This window comes from Mesorhizobium sp. M0848 (genome assembly GCF_040319805.1).
Lineage (GTDB): Bacteria > Pseudomonadota > Alphaproteobacteria > Rhizobiales > Rhizobiaceae > Mesorhizobium.
In genome coordinates, this window is sequence record NZ_JAMYOM010000010.1 from 33,586 (window position 1) to 51,626 (window position 18,041).

The window sequence follows — 18,041 nt, forward strand, 5'->3', positions numbered from 1 at the left end:
CCTAATCGCCCATCGCTTCGTCATCCTATGGCGGAGCAAGGAGCGAAGCGAAGCCGCGCAGGTCATGGGATGACGAAGCTTGTGCTTCGGCTAAACTGTGACCAGGCCGCTAATCCAGCTTGTCCAGCAGCGGCTTGAGCCGGTCTCCATAGCGCTTCCACAGATCGACCGACCCCTGATACATCGGCTGGCGCACCTGTGCGGCTGAAGCCGTGCGAACCGGTCGGTCGGTTTCGTGGAACGATAGTGCCGCATCGTCCCAAGGCAGGCCGAGATGAGCGATCAATGCCCGCGTCTGTCCGTCCTGGTCGGCGACAAAATCCTCGTAGCGTACATCATGCACGACGCCCGGCAGCACCGTGTGCCAATGCTTCATGATGTCGGTGTAGAGATTGTGGAAGTCGGCGAGCTCGCCGAGATCGTAGCCATAGCGATGGCTGTCGCCGCGGAAATGCACCTTGTAGATCGACAGGCAGGTGGCCGCTGCATCGCGCGCGCAGTGGATGATCCTGGCCTTCGGCATCATCATGTGGATGAAGCCGACAAGCAGGAAGTTGCCTGGCATTTTGTCGGTGACGTGACGCATGTTCGGATAGCGGGCATGCAGCATGTCGAGATAGGCTTGGCCTGCCTCGGCAAAATCCGCATCGCCGGTATCCGATACGCCCCATGGGAAGCCACCCGGCATGGTCGCCGGGAACTGCTTGCCGACCGCCTTCTTCAAGATGCTGAGCTCGCCTGCGCCGTAGACCTGCGGATGGCTGGCAATGATCTGTTCGACCAGCGTCGTGCCCGAACGCGGCATGCCGACGATGAAGATCGGCGTGTCGTCGCTGATTGAGCTGGGCCTGTGCTTCTCGAAGAAGCCGGCATCGAAGGTGGCCTTCATCGCTTCGAACTCGGCCCGCGTCCTGGCCTGATCGTAGTCGATGCCTTTGCGGCGGATCGCATTGCCTTCGGCGAAATAGTCGAAGGCCCGGCCATAATCCCTGAGATCGTCATTCGCCTTGCCGAGTCCGAAAGACAGCTGCATGCGTGCCAGGCTGTCCTGCGGCGCCTTGGCATGCTGGGCCTCCATGCCCCCAAGCTCGCTGTCGCGCTCCTTCTGGCGCTTGACCTGCGTCAGCATCAGCCAGGCTGTGGCCATGGCGGGATTGATCGCCAACGCCTGCCGGAACAGGTCGGCCGCCTCGTCGAGCTTGCCCTTTTCCATCAGCCCGACGCCGAGCCCGTGCAGCAGGTCGGCATCCTTGGGCCGGATCGTCAGCGCTTCGCGGAAGATGGCGAGCGCCTCATCCAGCCGCCCGGCTTCCTGCAGGGTTTCGGCAAGCCCGATGCGGGCGCGCACATGAAATGGGTTGCGTGCAACCGTGCCGCGATAAATCTCTTCGGCCTCTTCGAACTGGCCGACCTGCTTCAGCGATGAGCCGAGATTGTCGCGCGCCGCGAGCTGGTCCGGCCGCAGATCCACCGCACCGCGGAAGAAATCGATGGCCGCAGCAGGGCGGCCGAGGTCGCGCATCACCGTACCGAAATTGTTGAGAAAATCGGGATTCGTCGGCTGCAGGCTCACCGACCGTTCGATGAGATCCAGCCCTTCTTCGCTGCGCCCGGTCTGGTGCAGCAGCAGTCCCAGGAAATGCGCCGCGGCCGCATGCTTGGGCTGACGCGCCAGCACCTGCCGGTAGATCGTCTCAGCCTCTTGCCGGCGCCCCGCCTGATGCAGTTGTAACGCCTGCTGCACATACTGGTCGAGGCCCAGCGGCGGCTGTCCGCCTGCGCCAGACCTGGCTCCCGCACCCGCCGCTCGTCTTTGATCTCTGTTGATGGGAAACCTGCCGTGTTTTATCCGCCTGTGGCGATCTAGGCCATTGGCGCGCCAGGTTCAAGGCTTCGCTTGCTGTCTCGCCCTTTCGTCGGCGCGGAAAGATCAAATCAGGCGATTGGTCTCGGCAACCTGCCTGGCACGCCGAACCGTTCCATCGGTGTCGGCGATCCTTCGCTTTGCCGCCTCGTCACTTCTGACAGTCAGCCGCGGCGACAGGACAACCATCGGCTTTGCCATTACCGGCTTTGCGACCGGCGTGATCGTTACGGGGGTGACTGTTGGCGTCTTTACGGACATCTCGAGGTCTCCTTCTTCAATTCACAAGAAAAATGAAAATACCGGGAGAATTATTCCCGCTAAGCTTCAAACAGTTTTTGAATTGTATGAATTTGTATCATCATTTTTCTGATAGTTACAGCGCGCAATTTTTTGAATGAAACCCAATTTTATTTTAAAACGCCTTGATTAAATTACAACAAAGGCCTATTTGTACAGGATCGCTTTGGGCCAGAATTGGCATCTCGCGGCGTCAGAGGTTCTCGACCCGCCAATCTCATTCCAAATCATCGATACCGGGCGCGCGGCATATTCGCTCCGCGCGACCATTCTCATTCTTCGAAAGACCGACATGAACACCGGAACCGTGAAGTTCTACAATGGCCAGAAGGGCTTCGGCTTCATTCAGCCGACCGATGGCGGCAAGGACGTCTTTGTCCATGTCAGCGCACTGGAGCGCGCCGGCTTCCCCGGCCTCGCCGAAGGCCAGAAGCTGCAGTTCGAGTTGGAGCGTGACACCAAGGGCCGCGAGTCGGCCGCCAATTTGCAATTGATCTGATCCGGCCGAATTCGATGAACGCTGACCACGGATGTACTGGCAGCTCTCGAAAGCGGCTTATTTCCAGCGACTGCCGGAAATAGGAAAGCGGGGCTCGTCCCCGCTTTTTTGTTTTCAGGACCGCTGCTTTGCATAGGTAAGACAATGCCGGACCGCACCACCCACTCCATCGCGCACTTCACCGCACCTTTCGTGCTCGGCGGACTGGAAGGGCAGCTGCCGGCCGGCGACTACGACATCGACCACGACGAAGAGCTGATCGAGGGCATGTCGCGGCTTGCCTGGCGCCGCGTCGCCACTTTCATCCATCTGCCGGCAAGGGCAGCGAAAAACCCGCCCACCAGCCAGCTTGTCGCCATCGATTACCTCGAACTCGAAACAGCGCTGAAGCGCGACAGGGAGAATGCAGCATGATCCGTTTCCAGCAGAATGCGCGCCCGCGCACCGACACGCCCGCGCACCAGTTTTCGATCGGTCAGACCGTGCGCATGAAGAGCCGCACCGGCCTCGTCCAGAAGACCGCCGAACTGTTCCAGATCAAGAGCAGGCTGCCGGTCAAGGATGGTTCGCCGCAATACCGCATCCGCAGCGAGCAGGAGACCTATGAACGGGTCACCACCGAAGACAATCTCGAACCGGCAGATCCGGTTGTTGCCGGCAACCCGGTTGTTGCCAGCAACCCGCTCATCTGAGACCCCACCGCCAACACTGAAGCAGGAGCACGACATGTCCAAAGGTCAACAGCGAAGCAACCGCGAAACGCGCAAGCCGAAGAAGGACAAGGTCGTGGCCAAGCCCGCCTCCCCGTTCGGCTCCTCGGTCAAGCAGGCGGAGAGCAGCCTGAAGCCGAAGTCGAAGGGCTGACAAACTGGAGGGCGCGCCTCGTGCGCCCTTTCCGTCGTCCCTCTGTGAGGGGACGAATTGACTGGACAGGCCTGCGCAATGCTCTGCCACGGAGGCGCGCTTGAATTTCGTCATCGAGTTCTACCGGTCGCGCGACGCCGACGAAGCCACTCTCGACAAGGTATCACTGGAGGCGCCGAACCTGCGCGCCGCGCTGCAGGGCGCCACCGCGCTGTTCCACACGCTGGCCATGCCGCAAATCCCCGATCGCCTGCGCATCTGCGACGACAATGGCTGCGAGCTTTACGCCGGCCCGGCCGACGGCGCCTATCCGGTTTAGAGCGGCGGTGCTGCCCCACGACTCCATTAAAGTTCACGTAAGATCGAGGCCCTAAGATCCGCCTGAACCGGGCCGCTGCCACGATTGGTGGCCGAGACGTTGCGGGCGACCACCCACGATCGCCGCTCATGCCCGAAGGCAGGAGGCGCATGGACAGGTCGCGCATCATCGTGACGGCGGTGGTGTTGGCCATGCTGGGCGCCATCGTACCGATAGCGGCTATGTTTCATCTCGCTTGGCTTCAGGCCGTCCAAAAGGAACATGAGCGGCTGCAGTTGTTCGCCAGCCGCGCCATCGCCAGGGCCGACATCTCGCTCAAGGATGCGACCGTCGCCTTGCGGCAGATCGACCAGTTCACCGGCGTCCGCTGTTCGGCGGACCATATAGCCCGCATGCGGCAACTCACCATCAACACGCGCCCGATCGAAGAGATGGGCTATTTCGAAAATGGCCTGCTCAAATGCTCTTCCTGGGGACTGACTGAAGGGCGCGTTGCGCAATCCATCCCGGACTTCACCACCAGGGACGGCATTGCCGTCACCGCCCGCATGCAGCCGGTGATGAGCGAGGACCATTTTCTGATGGCGCTGCAATACAGGGACCACAATGTCCTTGTCGATCCGGTACGCTTTGTCGACGTCATCGTCGATCCCGGTGTCCAGCTCGCTTTGACGACGCAAACGGGCATCCTGCTTGGCGCGCTGAACGGACCGGATCCCGCCCGCATCGAGAAGATCGTCGCCGGCCCCGGCGAAGGCATCGATGACGATCTCCTGTTTGCCACCGCGCGCGAGACGGGCTGGATCGCTGTCGCCACCGAACCGACAAGCCAGATCCTGGGCAGCGTTCGCCAGCAGCAATTCCTGCTGCTCCCGCTCGGCGCCTTCATGGCCGCCTTCATCATCGGCATGGTTGTGTGGCTGTCGCGAAGGCGGCTTTCGCCCTTGGGAGAATTGCAGATCGCCGTGCGCAAGCGCGAATTCATCGTCCACTATCAGCCGATCGTCGAACTCAGGACCGGCAATTGCATCGGGGCGGAAGCGCTGGTGCGCTGGAAGCGGCCGAACGGTTCCCTCGTCCGGCCCGATCTCTTCATTCCGCTGGCGGAAGAGAGCGGCCTGATCACGGCGATCACCGATCAGGTCATTGCGATGGTTGTGTTCGACCTGAACAGGCTTCTGGTCGCCGACCGCTCGCTTCACATCGCCATCAATGTCAGCGCAACCGATGTCGGCACCGCGCGGGTCCTGCCTATCATCGAAAAGGCGTTGCAGCACACCGGGATCCGGCCCCAGCAAATCTGGCTCGAGGCGACGGAGCGAGGTTTCGTCGATATCAACTCGGCCCGCTCGACGCTCGTTCGTGCCCGCGAACTTGGCCACGCAGTGGCAATCGACGACTTCGGCACCGGCTATTCCAGCCTGTCCTATCTCGAGGGGCTGCCGCTCGATGCGCTCAAGATCGACAAATCGTTCATCGATACGATCAGCACGAATTCCGCCACCAGTTCCGTCACCCCGCATATCATCGACATGGCCAAGACACTAAAGCTGAAGATCGTTGCCGAGGGCGTGGAAACGCAGGCGCAAGCCGACTACCTCGCGGCCCGCGACGTCGACTACGCCCAGGGCTGGCTTTTCGCCAGACCCATGCCCGCGTCCGAGTTCATCGCCTACTGTCGCCAGGTGAAGCCGACGGCTTGACGCCTGTCGTCCTCAACAAGGCGCATCGTTCTCAGCACGGCCCGTCGCCAACGACGCGATAGTCCGCGGCGCGGGCTTCGCAGGAATTGGGGAAGGTGCGCATCTCGCCATGACGGCGGCCGCAGACCGGAGCATATTCGCGGGTGCAGAACGTCTGCTCTTCACCGCCACCGCCACCGCCACCGCCACCGCCGCCGTCGCGGCACGGGCCGTCGCGCACGATGCGGTAGCCGGCCCGGTCGGCAAGACAGGCATTGGCGAAGGTCTGGCGGTCGCCGCCGCGGCGGGCACAGACCGGCTCGTACTGCTTGCTGCAATATTGCGGTTCGGGCCGTGGCGGACGCGGGCGCGGCCCTGGTCCCTCATCGACGACGACGGTGCAGGCGGCAAGAATTGCCGACAGCAACAGGATGACAAAACCCTGCCGCGAAAAGATTGCCGCCAGAAATTTCATGATGATCTCCCACGATCGGTCCCCGGTTACCGATCCTCGCCATTCCTTTGCCAAATGCAACCCCGTTTGAGCCTCGCAAACGACAACGGCGCCTGGCCCGCAAGGGGGGATAGCGCGCCGCCGATGTCTGGCCCATTCGTGGGCTGGCTCTGGCCGATGACCCGACCGGCAAGCAAGCCTATGCCGAGCCCATCGATGCCCAAGTCAGTCGATCCTTGCGTCGGGATGCGCCCAGTGTGGCGGCCCGCGGCGGTATCTTGCAACCATCACGTTTCCGTGCGATAAATTCCGTGTTCGGGCATTTGCGACCCGGAGAGCGGAACGTTTTGGACGACCTTTCCCCGATACTGTGAATCTCTGACGGCCCCGTTTTCGGCGGGGGGTTTGACCATGCGCCAATGCATGACTGCCGAAGCAACCACCGGGAACTGCCCTTTGCGCCAGGCGGCGGGCGGGACCACCAAAGACTGAACGGGTGAAGGAGTTTCCCCAATGGCCCAGACCGGCACCGTTAAATTCTTCAACGCGACCAAAGGCTTCGGTTTCATCACGCCCGATGGTGGCGCCAAGGATGTGTTCGTCCATATCTCCGCGATCGAAGCCTCCGGCTTGCGCACGCTCGTCGACGGCCAGAAGGTCACCTTCGACGTCGAGCCGGACCGCATGGGCAAGGGCCCCAAGGCCGTCAACCTCCGCGCAGCCTGAGCCATCGGCGCGCCGCATGTCACTCGGACGTGCGACGGAGGCTCCATGCCTGCACCTGGCTTGGAGAGGGATCTGAATTTTGAAAGGCGCGGCGATCTTCGTCGCGCCTTTTCCTTATCGAAGGCGCGGGCCGGTGATGTCGCCCAAGCCGCCAGGTTCTGGGCAACGACTTGCATAAAAACAAAGACCCAAAGCATGCCGCAACGTGCTTTAGACGCCCGCAAAACTTTCCCTTGCCGATGACGCTAAAATAAAGGACAAATTTCCACTCGGGCATTTGCCGGCCCGAGACTGGAGTCTATGGGACAAAGGAGCTTCCCATGCCGCAGACCGGCACCGTCAAATTCTTCAACCATGCCAAGGGCTTCGGCTTCATCACGCCCGATGATGGAGCGAAGGATGTTTTCGTCCATATTTCAGCCGTGCAGGCGTCCGGTCTTCCCGGTCTCGAGGATGGCCAGAAAGTGTCGTTCGACACCGAGCCGGACAAGCGCGGCAAGGGTCCCAAGGCCGTCAACCTGTCGGTCGGCTGAGCCGGCTTCAAACCGGCGATCCCAGGCAGATCGCTCCCTTGAGAGCCTATGATTTTTGACGTCTGTTTTGAATAGACACGTAAAAATCCGTTCAGCCCCCGTTCAGCCACGGTCGCATATTAGTCTTCGGTAAAGCCGGACCGCATCCCCGAACTACACGGGCCGGCACGAAGGAGATCGACATGAACCGAATTTTCAAAACCGCCGTCCTGGCCGCTGCGATGGTCGCTACCACGCTCACGGCCTTGCCCGCCGCCAATGCACGCGACTGGCGCCGTCATCATGGCCATCATGGCAACGGCGATGCCATTGCCGCCGGCGTGCTCGGCCTCGCGGCCGGCGCGCTGATCGGTGGTGCATTGGCCAATGACCGGCCGCCGCCCGGCGCTGACCGCTACTACGATGACGGTTACGATCGTGACGTGGTGATACGCCCGGCCCCGGTGCGCCGCTACTATGCGGAGCCGCGGGTGGTCTACGCCGATCGTTATGCCGAGCCGTGGACGCGTGACTGGTACGAATACTGCTCGGACCGCTACCGCAGCTTCAATTCCCGTACCGGAACGTTCACCGGCAATGACGGCGAACAGCATTTCTGCACTGCCAATTAAGCCAAGGGCTTCCCTGCCCCAAAACAGAAAAGCGCTGACCGCAAGGCCAGCGCTTTTTTGTTGTGGTCCCTACAATGTCAACGGTCGCTTGAGGCTGATGAAACAGCTACGGTTCCGAGCCTGGTTCAAGTCAAAAAAGGGTTGGTCCGCCTCTCCTCGCCAAAACGTCCGCCGGGACCGTGGCCACAGATGAAGCCGATGTCGTCGCCGAGCGGCAGGAGCTTGTCCTTGATCGAAGCGATCAGCGCCGCGTGGTCGCCGCCCGGCAGGTCGGTGCGGCCGACCGAGCCGCGGAACAGCACGTCGCCGACATGGGCGAACTTGGCCGCGCGGTTGTAATAAACAACGTGACCTGGTGCATGGCCGGGGCAGTGCAGCACCTCGAACACATGGCCGCCGAACGACACGGTCTCGCCTTCGGCCAGGAACCGGTCGGGCACGCAGTTACGCGCTCCGGCGATGCCGTAGCGCTTGCCCTGGTTTTCCAGATTGTCGAGCAGCGACTTGTCGGCCTCATGCGGACCGATGATCTCGACGCCGAGCGCCTCCTTCAACTCCATTGCGCCGCCGGCATGGTCGATGTGGCCATGCGTTATCCAGATAGCCCCGGCTGAGATCGCATTGTCCTTCAGCACCGCCAGCACCTTGTCGATATCGCCGCCAGGATCGACGACAACGCCATGCTTGTCATCCATGTCGAACAGGATGGTGCAATTCTGCTGGAACGGTGTGACCGGCACGATGCCGGCATTGAGCTGACCCATGATCGTCCTTTCGATGTTCACGGGTGATGTAGAGGCGCGGACAAAGGGCGTCCACCCTCGAAAGACGAACATCGGTAGCTCCGAAAACGGAAATGGGCGGCCGAAGCCGCCCATTTGAAAAGACCGAAACGGCCTGCCTACTTCTTCATGGCGCCCATGACCGCGCCGAGAATGGCGGTCAAGATCGCGCCGCCGCCGGCGCCGCCGACGATGTTCTGCAGGTTCAGCGCGCTGCCGAGACCGCTCGTTGCTGCTGCCGCAGCCGCCGGATCGACCGCACCGCCACCCAGCAGGCTGCCGAGGATCGCCGCACCGCCGACGCCGCCAATGGCTCCGCCCAGGATTTTGGGAAGCTGACCCATCGCCGCCGTCTTGAGCGCCGCACCGACCGCCTGACCACCGATGACGCCAGTAATCACCTGTATGATGATCGGAAGAAGCGTGTTCATGTCCATATGATTAGTCCCTCCATAGCTGTCAGCCTCCCGGGCCGACACCATCATGAGACGCCGAATTGGACGAAAGTCAAATGCAGAAACGCTGAAATAAAAGGGGCGGCCCGAAAACCGCCCCTACTTCCTAAAAAAGCTGTGACTTTCGTTATTCTGCGGCGATCGCGTGCTTGGGCTGAACGGCCGCAGAATAGTCATTCATAAGATTCTTGGCTATTTCGCCGACCTCGAATCGGTAAGGCCCGATCTCGGAAACCGGCGTCACTTCCGCTGCCGTCCCGGTCAGGAAGCACTGCTCGAAGCTTTCCAGCTCTTCCGGCAGGATGGCGCGTTCAATCACCTCCAAGGCGCGATCCTTGGCCAGCCCAATGACCGTGCGGCGGGTGATGCCGTCGAGGAAGCAGTCGGGCTTGGGTGTGTGAATCTTGCCCTCCTTGACGAAGAAGATGTTGGCTCCGGTCGCTTCGGCGACCTGGCCACGCCAGTCGAGCATCATGGCGTCGGCATAGCCCTTGGCCTCGGCGGCGTGCTTGGACATGGTGCAGATCATGTAGAGGCCGGCTGCCTTCGACTTGGAAGGCGCGGTGCGCGGGTCGGGCCGGCGCCATTCCGCCACATCGAGACGGATGCCTTTCAGCTTCTGCGCAGGATCGAAATAGCTCGGCCATTGCCAGATGGCGATGGCGCAGTTGATGCGGTTGTTCTGCGCCGAGACGCCCATCTGCTCACTGCCGCGCCAGGCAATCGGCCGGACATAGGCGTCCTGGAAACCCTGCTTCTTGAGAAGCGTGGAAGAGGCGTCGTTGAGCTCGGCCACCGAATAGGGGATATTGAAACCGAGCAGGCGTGCCGATTCATGCAGGCGCTCGGTGTGTTCGTTGAGCTTGAAGATCTCGCCGCCATAGGCGCGCTCTCCCTCGAAAACGGCGCTGGCGTAATGCAGCCCGTGCGTCAGCACATGGATCTTGGCGTCACCCCATTGGGCGAATTCGCCGTTCATCCAGATGAAGCCATCGAGTTGATCGAAGGGAACGGATGCCATGTTAACCTCCCACGGGCGGCAGCCCGGATAGTTGTATCGTTGTGTGTTTCGTGTCGGCCGCCCAAAGCGGCTTTTATGGTGGAGCGTAGGCGGATAATTGCGCTCTGGCAAACTTAGGAAATTCCGGAAAAACCGGCCTCCCTTGCCTTTTCGTTCGCAATCCGCCCAAAAGCTTGTCAAAAATTACCATTGCAGGGAAATTACGTCAATAGTACTGACATAATCTCTCTTTCCCACGGAGAAATAATGACGGATCGAAGCCCAGCCGCCGGAAAACCGATCAGGACCGCCATGTCGGTCGAGGACGGCATCGACTTCGCCATCATCGAGCTGCTCTTCTTCGCCTATCGTGACTTCACCTCCGATCCGGACCAGATCCTGGCCGACTACGGCTTCGGCCGGGCCCACCACCGGGTGCTGCATTTCGTCAACCGCAGGCCGGGCCTGACGGTCGCCGAACTGCTCGACGTGCTGAAGATCACCAAACAGAGCCTGGCCCGTGTGCTCAAGCAGTTGATTGACACCGACCATGTCGTGCAGTTGCAAGGTCCGCGCGACCGCCGCCAGCGCGAACTTTATCCGACGGCCAAGGGCCGTGCGCTGGCGCTGGCGCTGGCGCGGCCACAGTCGCGCCGCATCCATGCTGCATTGGGGGATTCCGGAGTAACCGAACGGACCTTGGTGGAACGGTTCCTCGAAGCGATGGTCAATCCGGAACTGAGGGCGCAGATCGACGTTGGGTCCGCAAAAATGTCAGGGAAAAGCCATGGAGAGCACTGAACGGGTCGATCATGCGGCCGCGCCGGACGACGACGCGCCGCATCTGCTTGTCGTCGACGACGACACCCGCATCCGCAATCTTCTCAAGCAGTATCTGACCGAAAACGGCTTTCGCGTCACCGTCGCCGGCAATGCCGGCGAAGCCAGGCGCAAGCTTGCCGGCCTCGACTTCGACCTTCTGGTGCTGGACGTCATGATGCCCGGCGAGACGGGCGTCGACCTGACCAAGTCGCTGCGGGCCGAAAAGAACGTACCGATCCTGATGCTGACGGCCCTGTCGGAGACCGACAGCCGCATCTCAGGGCTGGAGGCTGGCGCCGACGACTATCTGCCAAAGCCGTTCGATCCGCGCGAGCTGATCCTGCGCATCAACAACATCCTGCGCCGCGGTGGCCCGGCGACCACGCCCAAGGTCGAGCAGCTGGTCTTCGGCCCCTACACCTTCCAGATCGCCAGGCGCGAATTGAAGCGAGGGGGCGAGGCGTTGAAGCTGACCGACCGCGAGCAGGAGATCCTGGCGATCTTCGCGGCAAGGGCCGGCGAGACGATACCCCGCCACGAGCTTGTCGGTGACGATTCGGAGGTCGGCGAGCGCACCATCGACGTCCAGATCAACCGGCTGCGCCGCAAGATCGAGCGCGATCCGTCCAACCCGGTCTGGCTGCAGACCGTGCGCGGTATTGGGTATCGGCTCAGCGTGGAATAGAATGCCGCCTGCGGCCTGCTGAGCGGCTGCGGGCAAGCGAAATGAGCGAATGGCAACCACGGAACTGGAACAGCCGGGCAATGGCGGCTTGAGCGCATGCGCCGCGCGGACGCTGAAGGCGGTGCCGCGCGCCTGGAACCGCTTCTGGCGCCTCGTCTCGCTCTATATGCCCAAGCGGCTCTATGCCCGCTCGCTGATCATCGTCATCGCGCCGATGATCCTGCTGCAATCGGTCGTCGCCTTCGTCTTCATGGAACGTCATTGGGCAACCGTGACGCAGCGCCTGTCGCAGGCCACCGTGCGCGACATTGCCGCCATCATCGACCTGATCGAGACCTATCCGCGCGATGCCGACTACACCAACATCATCCGCATCGCCCAGGACCGCATGCAGCTGAAGGTCGACCTCTTGCCGCCCGACCCGCTGCCCGCGCCCGGTCCAAAGCCGTTTTTCTCGATTTTGGATGATGTTCTCTCGTCCGAGATCACCCGCCAGATCAACCGCCCGTTCTGGATCGACACGGTCGGCAACTCCAACATCGTCGAGGTGCGCGTGCAGCTCGAGGGCAAGGTGCTGCGCGTCTTCGTGCGCCGCAGCCAGGCCTATGCCTCCAACACCCACATCTTCCTGATCTGGATGGTCGGCACCTCGCTGGTGCTCCTGATGATCGCCATCCCCTTCCTGCGCAACCAGATCCGGCCGATCCTGATGCTCGCCGAAGCCGCCGAAAGCTTCGGCAAGGGCCGGCCGATGCCGCGCGACTTCCGGCCGCGCGGCGCCGAGGAGGTTCGCCGCGCCGGCTTTGCCTTCATGCAGATGCGCGAGCGCATCGAGCGCCAGATCGAGCAGCGCACCGCCATGCTGACCGGCGTCAGCCATGACCTGCGAACCATCCTCACCCGCTTCAAGCTGCAGTTGGCGCTTTCCGGCGGCAAGGCCGAGACCAAGGCCGCGCTCGACCAGGACATCGACGACATGCAGTCGATGCTCGAAGGCTATCTCGCCTTTGCCCGTGGCGAGGCTTCGGAAGACGCCGGACGGTTCGATCTCGAGGCCTATTTCGAGAAGCTCGACGAGGAGGCCAGGCTGCGCAAGCGCAAGCTGTCGACGACGCTTGCCGGAGACCCCGATGTGCATGTGCGGCCGAACGCCTTTGCCCGGCTGATGTCCAACGTGATCGGCAACGCCTTCCGCTATGCCAAGACGGTGGAAGTCAACGCCACCCATGGCCGCGGCTCGCTGCTGGTCACCATCGACGACGATGGTCCGGGCATCCCCGCTGACCGGCGCGAGGACGTGTTCAAACCCTTCGTGCGGCTCGACGAGGCCCGCAACCTCGATGCCAGCGGCACCGGGCTCGGCCTGTCGATCGCCCGCGACATCGCCCGCTCTCATGGCGGCGACATCACTCTTGAAGACAGCCCGCTCGGCGGACTGCGCGCTGTCATCAAGGTTCCCGCATAACCGGGCACGATTCCGAAAAGTGGAAACCGGCTTCATCGGCCCGTCATGAAACCATGATCAAGAGCGTGCATGAAGCGCGCGACCTCAATTGATTCGGGCCTACCGTCTATCTTCGACCCCGTGCCCGTCCGGGTGCGCTGGAGCGAAGCGAGAGCAGCGGGCTGGTCGCCGTTCCGGCATCGTCTCAAGGCAACCGTCGACCTTTCCTGCAAAGGGCCGCCATGCGCATATTGATGGTCACCGATGCCTGGCGGCCGCAGGTTAACGGCGTTGTCCACACGCTGGAGCGGCTCACCGAGACGCTGAAATCCTTCGATGTCGCCGTGGATTTCCTGACGCCGAACATCTTTCGCACCCTGCCCTTGCCGACCTATCCCGACATCAGGCTGGCGCTGACCACGCCCGGCCATGTCGCGCGCCTGATTGACGCCGGCAGAGCCGACCACATCCACATCGTCACCGAAGGACCGCTCGGCATCATGGCGCGGCGCTATTGCCGCAATGCCGGCCGGCCGTTCACCACCAGCTATCACACGCGCTTCCCCGAATATCTCAGCGCACGGCTGCCGGTGCCGGAGAGCTGGGCCTATCGCTGGCTGCGCGATTTCCACAATTCCGGCCAAGGCACGCTGGTCGCCACCCAGTCGCTCGCAGACGACCTCTCAGCGCGCGGCTTCACCAAGCTGCGGCCGTGGACGCGCGGCGTCGACACCGACCATTTCCGGCCCGACAAGAAGAAGGATCTCGGCTTCCCCGGCCCTGTCTTCCTCTGCGTCGGCCGCGTCGCCATCGAAAAGAACCTCTCCGCCTTTCTCGACCTCGACCTGCCGGGCAGCAAGGTGATCGTCGGTGAAGGCCCCGAGCTTGCCAGGCTCAAGGCAAAATATCCGCAAGCGCATTTCCTCGGCCATCGCCCCAACGACGAACTGGCCGAGATCTATGCCTCGGCCGATGTCTTCGTCTTCCCGAGCCGCACCGACACGTTCGGCAACGTCATCATCGAGGCATTGGCCAGCGGCACGCCGGTTGCCGCCTATCCGGTGACAGGGCCGATCGACATCGTCGGCGACGGCTTTGGCGGCGCGGTCTCCAACGATCTGCGCGAGGCCTCGCTTGCGGCGCTCAATGTAGACCGTGCCGAAGCCCGCGAACGTGCCATGCGCTATAGCTGGAAAGCCTGTGCGGAGATGTTTCTCGATACGGTCGAGGAAGCACTGGGCACAACGCGCAAGCTGGCGGCCTGACCAAAGGCTGGCGGCACCGTACTGTTCGACATCAGCAGCACGGAGGAAGCGCGAAGGAACGCGACGGTCGTTCCTCTAGCCTAAAACAACCGCCCGCCATCCTGCACCTTGCGCTCAATCGCGCCGAGCACCACAGCGCCCTCTTCGTCGGGAAAGCCGAGCGTCAGCACTTCCGACATGAATGGACCGATCTGGCGCGGCGGGAAATTGACCACCGCGAACACCTGCCGGCCGATCAGCGTCTCCGGTGTATAATATTTGGTGATCTGCGCCGACGATTTCTTGATGCCGATGCCGGGGCCGAAATCGATCTTCAGCTTGAATGCGGGCTTGCGCGCCTCGGGAAACGGTTCGGCCTCGACGATCGTGCCGGCGCGGATGTCGATACGATCGAAATCGGCAAAACTGATCTCGGGCTTGCGCTCGCTGTTCGAACTCATCTTGGTCTTGTCTGCCTCACGGGGACTCAGGCGTTGCCGTAGGTCTCGAACAGCACGCCGGCCAGGGCGTCCTTGGCCGAGGTTCCCGACCAGACGACGAACTGGAACGCCTGGAAATAGCATTCGCAGGCTTCCAGCGCCGACGACAGCAACACTTCGACCTGCTGGCTCGACGGCTCGACCCCGCCGGCCAGCAGCAGCGACTGGCGGAACATAATCGCGCCCTCCTGCTCCCAGAGGTCGAAATGGCCAAACAGCATCTGCTCATTGATCAACGACAAGAGCCGCATCACTTCCAGCGCGCGGGTCTCCGGCACCTTGATGTCGAAGGCACAGGCCAGGTGCAGCGCTTCGAAATCCTCCATCCACGAAAAGGAGACGTGATAGTCGGTCCAGCTTCCGGCAACCGAGATCGAAATCTCGTCGTCGCCTGCCCGCTCAAAGGACCAGTCGTTGTTGTGGGCCACCTGCTCGATAACATCCACCGGATGGATTTCGCGGGAGAATTCGAGTTCGAGAAGTTCCATGGAATGCTTCCTGTCGTTCTGTACGAGCGCCGCCACACGCTCCGCGGGAGGGCACACACAACGAACAATCTTGTCTAGAACTCGGACGGCCAGGACTTTCCTGCGCAAAAGACTACTTCTCGACGCAAAGACCCCAGACCGGACCCCACCGCCCGGTCGCATGACCCTGCTCCGAATCATGCAACAACTTCAGTCTATTGATCGGGAGTCGCGTGAACAGCCCAATTTTTCGCACTGCGTCATTCGCATGTGGAAAGCCGCTGTCACAAAGATTCATGCAATGCCGTTAAGCGATTCACGGCAAAGCGCTTTTCAGGATCGGGCTATGTGGAAAAGTTTAACGATTATTTTTTTGTGCGCGGCTTAGCCGCCGCCGCCGGTGCGGCGTCACCGGCCAGTTCCGCAAGCTTCGCCTCGAGCGCCTCGATGCGGGCGGCAAGGCGGGTGTTTTCTTCCCGGGCCTTGGCGGCCATCTCGCGCGCTGCCTCGAACTCTTCGCGCTGCACCACGTCCATGGTGTTGAGGATGCGTTCGGCCTGGCCTTTGAAGGCGGTCTCCACCTCCCGGCGCACGCCCTGGGCAGCGCCGGCGGCATCGGTCATCAGCTTGGCGAATTCATCGAGAATGCGGTTCGGTCCGGTCGACATGGCAAATCCTCGCTTGCTCGAAATGAGGTAATGGCGCCGCGCGTCGAATGCAAGCATGTTGCGCCGCGCTACGGCATCAAGTCGAGGGCGCCCACCTTGCCTTGACCCTGCCCAAACCCTGCCGCATGGTCCGCGCCCAAACACGTTCGCAACCGAGAGTTCCCCGTTGAACGAATATTTCCTGCTGCCTCTGGCCTCCCTACCCTTCCCCAACATCAACCCGATCCTCATCCAGATCGGGCCGCTGGCGGTGCATTGGTATGGCGTCGGCTATATCGTCGGCATCCTGTTCGCCTGGTGGTATGCCAAGCGGCTCGCCTCTAATGCCAAGCTATGGCCGAACGGCGTCCTGCCGATGAAGCCGGAGGATCTCGACGACTTCATCGTCTGGGCGGCCATCGGCGTCGTGCTGGGCGGCCGCACCGGCTATGTGCTGTTCTATGATCTGCCACGCTACATCGCCCACCCGCTCGACATCTTGGCGGTCTGGCAAGGCGGTATGTCGTTCCATGGCGGCCTGCTTGGCGTCATCCTCGCCATGACGCTGTTTTCCATCAAGCGCGGCATCCGCATCTGGTCGCTGTTTGACGTCGTGGCGGCCGGCGTGCCGGTCGGCCTTGGCCTGGTGCGCGTCGCCAACTTCATCAACTCCGAGCTATGGGGGCGCCCGACCGACGTGCCCTGGGCTTTCGAATTCCCCAATGGCGGGCCGTTTGCCCGTCACCCGAGCCAGCTCTACGAGGCGCTTCTCGAAGGCGTGGTGCTGTTCCTCGTGCTGCGCATCCTCACCCATTCGCGCCTCAAGCTGAAGACGCCGCGCTTCGTCGGCGGCGCCTTCATCTGCGGCTACGGCCTGTCGCGCATTTTCGTCGAGTTCTTCCGCGAGCCCGACCAGCAGCTCGGCTACCTCCTCGGCACCAACTGGCTGACCATGGGCATGATCCTGTCGACGCCGATGGTGCTGGCTGGCATCTGGGCGATGCTGACCGCCAGGCCGGTGGCGCAGCCGCAGCCGGCATGACACGGCTGAAGACCCGCATCGTTGACCTGATCGAGGCCTTGGGGCCACTTCCGATCAACGAATACATGGCGCTGTGCCTGTTCGACCCGGCGGACGGCTACTACACGACGCGCGAGCCTTTTGGTGCGGGCGGCGACTTCATCACCGCGCCGGAAATCAGCCAGATGTTCGGCGAACTGGTCGCCGTGTGGATGTACCAGGCGTGGCAGGCGAGCGGCCGGCCGCTGCCGGCCACCATCGCCGAGATCGGCCCCGGCCGCGGCACGCTGATGAAGGACATGCTGCGTACGCTGTCGCGGCTCGATCCTGATCTGGCCAGCGGCGCCACCTTCGCCATGATCGAGACCAGCCCGCGCCTGACCGAGGTGCAGAAGCAGACGCTTGGCGCCACACCCTTCGCGGTTGGCTGGCATGAAACCATCGAGACCTTGCCGCAGCAACCGCTGTTCATCGTCGGCAACGAACTGTTCGACGCCGTGCCCATCCGCCAGTTCGTCCGAGCCGGCACCGGCTGGCGCGAGCGCATGGTCGGCCTCGACGAGACCAACGACCTTTGCTTCTTCGCCGGCGCCGGTTCGGTCGACCCGACGCTGCTGCCCGCCGATGCCACTCAAGCGCCGCAAGGTGCGATTGCCGAAGTGGCGCCTGCCCGCACCGCGCTCATGGCAACGATCGCCGAGCGCATATCCAGGCATGGCGGCGTTGGCCTGTTTCTCGACTACGGCCATTTCCAGCCGGGTGTCGGGGACACGCTTCAGGCCTTGCGCAGCCACGATCACGAAGATGTGCTGGCCAATCCCGGTGAGGCCGACCTCACCTCCCATGTCGATTTCGCCGCCCTTGCCGCGATCGTGCGTGCACATGGCCTCGAAGCCCATCTGACGACACAGGGCGACTTCCTCCTCGGCATGGGTATCCTCGAGCGCGCCGGCCGGCTTGGCGCCGATGCCGGCCAGGCGGCGCGCGAAAGGATCGCCGGGGACGTCGAGCGCCTCGCAGGGCCGCAAGCCATGGGCGAGCTGTTCAAGGTGCTTGCGGTGCTACCCCGCGGCGTGGAGGTTCGGCCTTTCGCCGGGGCGGATTGACTTTTTACCGCCACCC

Annotated in this window: 24 protein-coding genes; 16 read left to right on the top strand and 8 right to left on the bottom strand. The window is 62.4% G+C overall.

Annotated elements, in window-relative coordinates; genetic code table 11:
* Positions 1-109 precede the first annotated feature (109 nt).
* Positions 110-1,744: a tetratricopeptide repeat-containing sulfotransferase family protein gene (locus tag NKH95_RS13355; RefSeq protein ID WP_352759573.1), complete on the bottom strand. Its 1,635-nt coding sequence runs from the start codon at positions 1,742-1,744 to the stop codon at positions 110-112.
* A 127-nt stretch (positions 1,745-1,871) separates the two neighbouring features.
* On the opposite strand from NKH95_RS13355, the gene NKH95_RS13360 reads away from it, so the two are divergent.
* The 7 genes from NKH95_RS13360 (at position 1,872) to NKH95_RS13390 (ending at position 5,549) form a co-directional block, all read left to right on the top strand.
* Positions 1,872-2,237 (top strand): hypothetical protein, encoded by a 366-nt coding sequence (locus NKH95_RS13360; RefSeq protein WP_352891736.1) that lies wholly within the window; start codon positions 1,872-1,874, stop codon positions 2,235-2,237.
* 219 nt (positions 2,238-2,456) lie between these two features.
* Positions 2,457-2,663: a cold-shock protein gene (locus NKH95_RS13365; protein WP_023809797.1), complete on the top strand. Its 207-nt coding sequence runs from the start codon at positions 2,457-2,459 to the stop codon at positions 2,661-2,663.
* 144 nt (positions 2,664-2,807) lie between these two features.
* Positions 2,808-3,077: a hypothetical protein gene (locus NKH95_RS13370; protein WP_023809798.1), complete on the top strand. Its 270-nt coding sequence runs from the start codon at positions 2,808-2,810 to the stop codon at positions 3,075-3,077.
* A complete protein-coding gene (locus NKH95_RS13375; RefSeq protein WP_023809799.1) occupies positions 3,074-3,355 on the top strand; it encodes a hypothetical protein in 282 nt (93 codons plus the stop codon). Before NKH95_RS13370 ends, NKH95_RS13375 begins: the two co-directional genes overlap by 4 nt.
* A gap of 34 nt (positions 3,356-3,389) precedes the next feature.
* Entirely contained in the window at positions 3,390-3,527 is a 138-nt protein-coding gene (locus tag NKH95_RS13380) for a hypothetical protein (protein ID WP_164482279.1), read from the top strand.
* 100 nt (positions 3,528-3,627) lie between these two features.
* On the top strand, positions 3,628-3,846 hold the full coding sequence (locus NKH95_RS13385) for a hypothetical protein (RefSeq protein WP_127294949.1): 219 nt from the start codon (positions 3,628-3,630) through the stop codon (positions 3,844-3,846).
* A 149-nt stretch (positions 3,847-3,995) separates the two neighbouring features.
* Entirely contained in the window at positions 3,996-5,549 is a 1,554-nt protein-coding gene (locus NKH95_RS13390; protein ID WP_352891737.1) for an EAL domain-containing protein, read from the top strand.
* Between the two features lie 31 nt (positions 5,550-5,580).
* Here NKH95_RS13390 and NKH95_RS13395 read toward each other — a convergent pair whose 3' ends face one another.
* Positions 5,581-6,003, bottom strand: a complete 423-nt coding sequence (locus NKH95_RS13395) for a Kazal-type serine protease inhibitor domain-containing protein (protein WP_352610473.1) — start codon at positions 6,001-6,003, stop codon at positions 5,581-5,583.
* Between the two features lie 492 nt (positions 6,004-6,495).
* On the opposite strand from NKH95_RS13395, the gene NKH95_RS13400 reads away from it, so the two are divergent.
* The 3 genes from NKH95_RS13400 (at position 6,496) to NKH95_RS13410 (ending at position 7,852) form a co-directional block, all read left to right on the top strand.
* A complete protein-coding gene (locus NKH95_RS13400) occupies positions 6,496-6,708 on the top strand; it encodes a cold-shock protein (RefSeq protein ID WP_006202520.1) in 213 nt (70 codons plus the stop codon).
* 320 nt (positions 6,709-7,028) lie between these two features.
* Positions 7,029-7,241, top strand: coding sequence for a cold-shock protein (locus tag NKH95_RS13405; RefSeq protein ID WP_013530020.1), 213 nt, complete (start codon positions 7,029-7,031; stop codon positions 7,239-7,241).
* Between the two features lie 182 nt (positions 7,242-7,423).
* Entirely contained in the window at positions 7,424-7,852 is a 429-nt protein-coding gene (locus NKH95_RS13410) for a BA14K family protein (RefSeq protein ID WP_352891739.1), read from the top strand.
* A gap of 125 nt (positions 7,853-7,977) precedes the next feature.
* Here NKH95_RS13410 and NKH95_RS13415 read toward each other — a convergent pair whose 3' ends face one another.
* The 3 genes from NKH95_RS13415 to NKH95_RS13425 all read right to left on the bottom strand — a co-directional run bounded on the left by NKH95_RS13415 (position 7,978) and on the right by NKH95_RS13425 (position 10,110).
* Positions 7,978-8,616 carry an MBL fold metallo-hydrolase gene (locus tag NKH95_RS13415; RefSeq protein WP_024505622.1) on the bottom strand — a complete coding sequence of 213 codons (639 nt, stop codon included), beginning with the start codon at positions 8,614-8,616 and terminating at the stop codon, positions 7,978-7,980.
* Between the two features lie 137 nt (positions 8,617-8,753).
* Positions 8,754-9,071: a hypothetical protein gene (locus NKH95_RS13420; protein ID WP_023809804.1), complete on the bottom strand. Its 318-nt coding sequence runs from the start codon at positions 9,069-9,071 to the stop codon at positions 8,754-8,756.
* Between the two features lie 145 nt (positions 9,072-9,216).
* Entirely contained in the window at positions 9,217-10,110 is an 894-nt protein-coding gene (locus tag NKH95_RS13425) for a branched-chain amino acid aminotransferase (RefSeq protein WP_352796052.1), read from the bottom strand.
* A gap of 246 nt (positions 10,111-10,356) precedes the next feature.
* Between NKH95_RS13425 and NKH95_RS13430 the strand changes: the two genes are divergently transcribed.
* The 4 genes from NKH95_RS13430 to NKH95_RS13445 all read left to right on the top strand — a co-directional run bounded on the left by NKH95_RS13430 (position 10,357) and on the right by NKH95_RS13445 (position 14,305).
* On the top strand, positions 10,357-10,890 hold the full coding sequence (locus tag NKH95_RS13430) for a MarR family winged helix-turn-helix transcriptional regulator (protein WP_027039379.1): 534 nt from the start codon (positions 10,357-10,359) through the stop codon (positions 10,888-10,890).
* A complete protein-coding gene (locus tag NKH95_RS13435; protein WP_013530014.1) occupies positions 10,877-11,596 on the top strand; it encodes a response regulator in 720 nt (239 codons plus the stop codon). The genes NKH95_RS13430 and NKH95_RS13435 overlap by 14 nt, the downstream gene beginning before the upstream one ends.
* Positions 11,597-11,645: 49 nt before the next feature.
* On the top strand, positions 11,646-13,061 hold the full coding sequence (locus tag NKH95_RS13440) for an ATP-binding protein (protein WP_352891742.1): 1,416 nt from the start codon (positions 11,646-11,648) through the stop codon (positions 13,059-13,061).
* Between the two features lie 221 nt (positions 13,062-13,282).
* The gene (locus tag NKH95_RS13445; protein ID WP_128303772.1) at positions 13,283-14,305 is read left to right on the top strand and encodes a glycosyltransferase family 4 protein; all 1,023 of its coding nucleotides are present in this window, start codon (positions 13,283-13,285) and stop codon (positions 14,303-14,305) included.
* 80 nt (positions 14,306-14,385) lie between these two features.
* Here NKH95_RS13445 and NKH95_RS13450 read toward each other — a convergent pair whose 3' ends face one another.
* The 3 genes from NKH95_RS13450 to NKH95_RS13460 all read right to left on the bottom strand — a co-directional run bounded on the left by NKH95_RS13450 (position 14,386) and on the right by NKH95_RS13460 (position 15,919).
* Positions 14,386-14,745 (bottom strand): tRNA-binding protein, encoded by a 360-nt coding sequence (locus NKH95_RS13450; RefSeq protein ID WP_352891743.1) that lies wholly within the window; start codon positions 14,743-14,745, stop codon positions 14,386-14,388.
* 26 nt (positions 14,746-14,771) lie between these two features.
* A complete protein-coding gene (locus NKH95_RS13455) occupies positions 14,772-15,272 on the bottom strand; it encodes a type III secretion system chaperone family protein (RefSeq protein ID WP_013893499.1) in 501 nt (166 codons plus the stop codon).
* 344 nt (positions 15,273-15,616) lie between these two features.
* Positions 15,617-15,919: an accessory factor UbiK family protein gene (locus NKH95_RS13460; protein WP_183449274.1), complete on the bottom strand. Its 303-nt coding sequence runs from the start codon at positions 15,917-15,919 to the stop codon at positions 15,617-15,619.
* 166 nt (positions 15,920-16,085) lie between these two features.
* Here NKH95_RS13460 and lgt point away from each other — a divergent pair, with 166 nt between their 5' ends.
* Complete coding sequence (lgt, locus tag NKH95_RS13465; RefSeq protein ID WP_128303769.1) at positions 16,086-16,940, top strand: prolipoprotein diacylglyceryl transferase; 855 nt, start codon at positions 16,086-16,088, stop codon at positions 16,938-16,940.
* Entirely contained in the window at positions 16,937-18,025 is a 1,089-nt protein-coding gene (locus NKH95_RS13470) for a class I SAM-dependent methyltransferase (RefSeq protein WP_128303768.1), read from the top strand. The genes lgt and NKH95_RS13470 overlap by 4 nt, the downstream gene beginning before the upstream one ends.
* Positions 18,026-18,041: the final 16 nt, after the last annotated feature.

Bases quoted from the DNA above. Each gene is read 5' to 3' on its own strand.
- NKH95_RS13365 (WP_023809797.1), top strand. From the start codon at position 2,457: ATGAACACCGGAACCGTGAAGTTCTACAATGGCCAGAAGGGCTTCGGC.
- NKH95_RS13370 (WP_023809798.1), top strand. From the start codon at position 2,808: ATGCCGGACCGCACCACCCACTCCATCGCGCACTTCACCGCACCTTTC.
- NKH95_RS13375 (WP_023809799.1), top strand. From the start codon at position 3,074: ATGATCCGTTTCCAGCAGAATGCGCGCCCGCGCACCGACACGCCCGCG.
- NKH95_RS13380 (WP_164482279.1), top strand. From the start codon at position 3,390: ATGTCCAAAGGTCAACAGCGAAGCAACCGCGAAACGCGCAAGCCGAAG.
- NKH95_RS13390 (WP_352891737.1), top strand. From the start codon at position 3,996: ATGGACAGGTCGCGCATCATCGTGACGGCGGTGGTGTTGGCCATGCTG.
- NKH95_RS13395 (WP_352610473.1), bottom strand. From the start codon at position 6,003: ATGAAATTTCTGGCGGCAATCTTTTCGCGGCAGGGTTTTGTCATCCTG.
- NKH95_RS13400 (WP_006202520.1), top strand. From the start codon at position 6,496: ATGGCCCAGACCGGCACCGTTAAATTCTTCAACGCGACCAAAGGCTTC.
- NKH95_RS13405 (WP_013530020.1), top strand. From the start codon at position 7,029: ATGCCGCAGACCGGCACCGTCAAATTCTTCAACCATGCCAAGGGCTTC.
- NKH95_RS13410 (WP_352891739.1), top strand. From the start codon at position 7,424: ATGAACCGAATTTTCAAAACCGCCGTCCTGGCCGCTGCGATGGTCGCT.
- NKH95_RS13415 (WP_024505622.1), bottom strand. From the start codon at position 8,616: ATGGGTCAGCTCAATGCCGGCATCGTGCCGGTCACACCGTTCCAGCAG.
- NKH95_RS13420 (WP_023809804.1), bottom strand. From the start codon at position 9,071: ATGGACATGAACACGCTTCTTCCGATCATCATACAGGTGATTACTGGC.
- NKH95_RS13425 (WP_352796052.1), bottom strand. From the start codon at position 10,110: ATGGCATCCGTTCCCTTCGATCAACTCGATGGCTTCATCTGGATGAAC.
- NKH95_RS13430 (WP_027039379.1), top strand. From the start codon at position 10,357: ATGACGGATCGAAGCCCAGCCGCCGGAAAACCGATCAGGACCGCCATG.
- NKH95_RS13435 (WP_013530014.1), top strand. From the start codon at position 10,877: ATGGAGAGCACTGAACGGGTCGATCATGCGGCCGCGCCGGACGACGAC.
- NKH95_RS13440 (WP_352891742.1), top strand. From the start codon at position 11,646: ATGGCAACCACGGAACTGGAACAGCCGGGCAATGGCGGCTTGAGCGCA.
- NKH95_RS13445 (WP_128303772.1), top strand. From the start codon at position 13,283: ATGCGCATATTGATGGTCACCGATGCCTGGCGGCCGCAGGTTAACGGC.
- NKH95_RS13450 (WP_352891743.1), bottom strand. From the start codon at position 14,745: ATGAGTTCGAACAGCGAGCGCAAGCCCGAGATCAGTTTTGCCGATTTC.
- NKH95_RS13455 (WP_013893499.1), bottom strand. From the start codon at position 15,272: ATGGAACTTCTCGAACTCGAATTCTCCCGCGAAATCCATCCGGTGGAT.
- NKH95_RS13460 (WP_183449274.1), bottom strand. From the start codon at position 15,919: ATGTCGACCGGACCGAACCGCATTCTCGATGAATTCGCCAAGCTGATG.
- NKH95_RS13470 (WP_128303768.1), top strand. From the start codon at position 16,937: ATGACACGGCTGAAGACCCGCATCGTTGACCTGATCGAGGCCTTGGGG.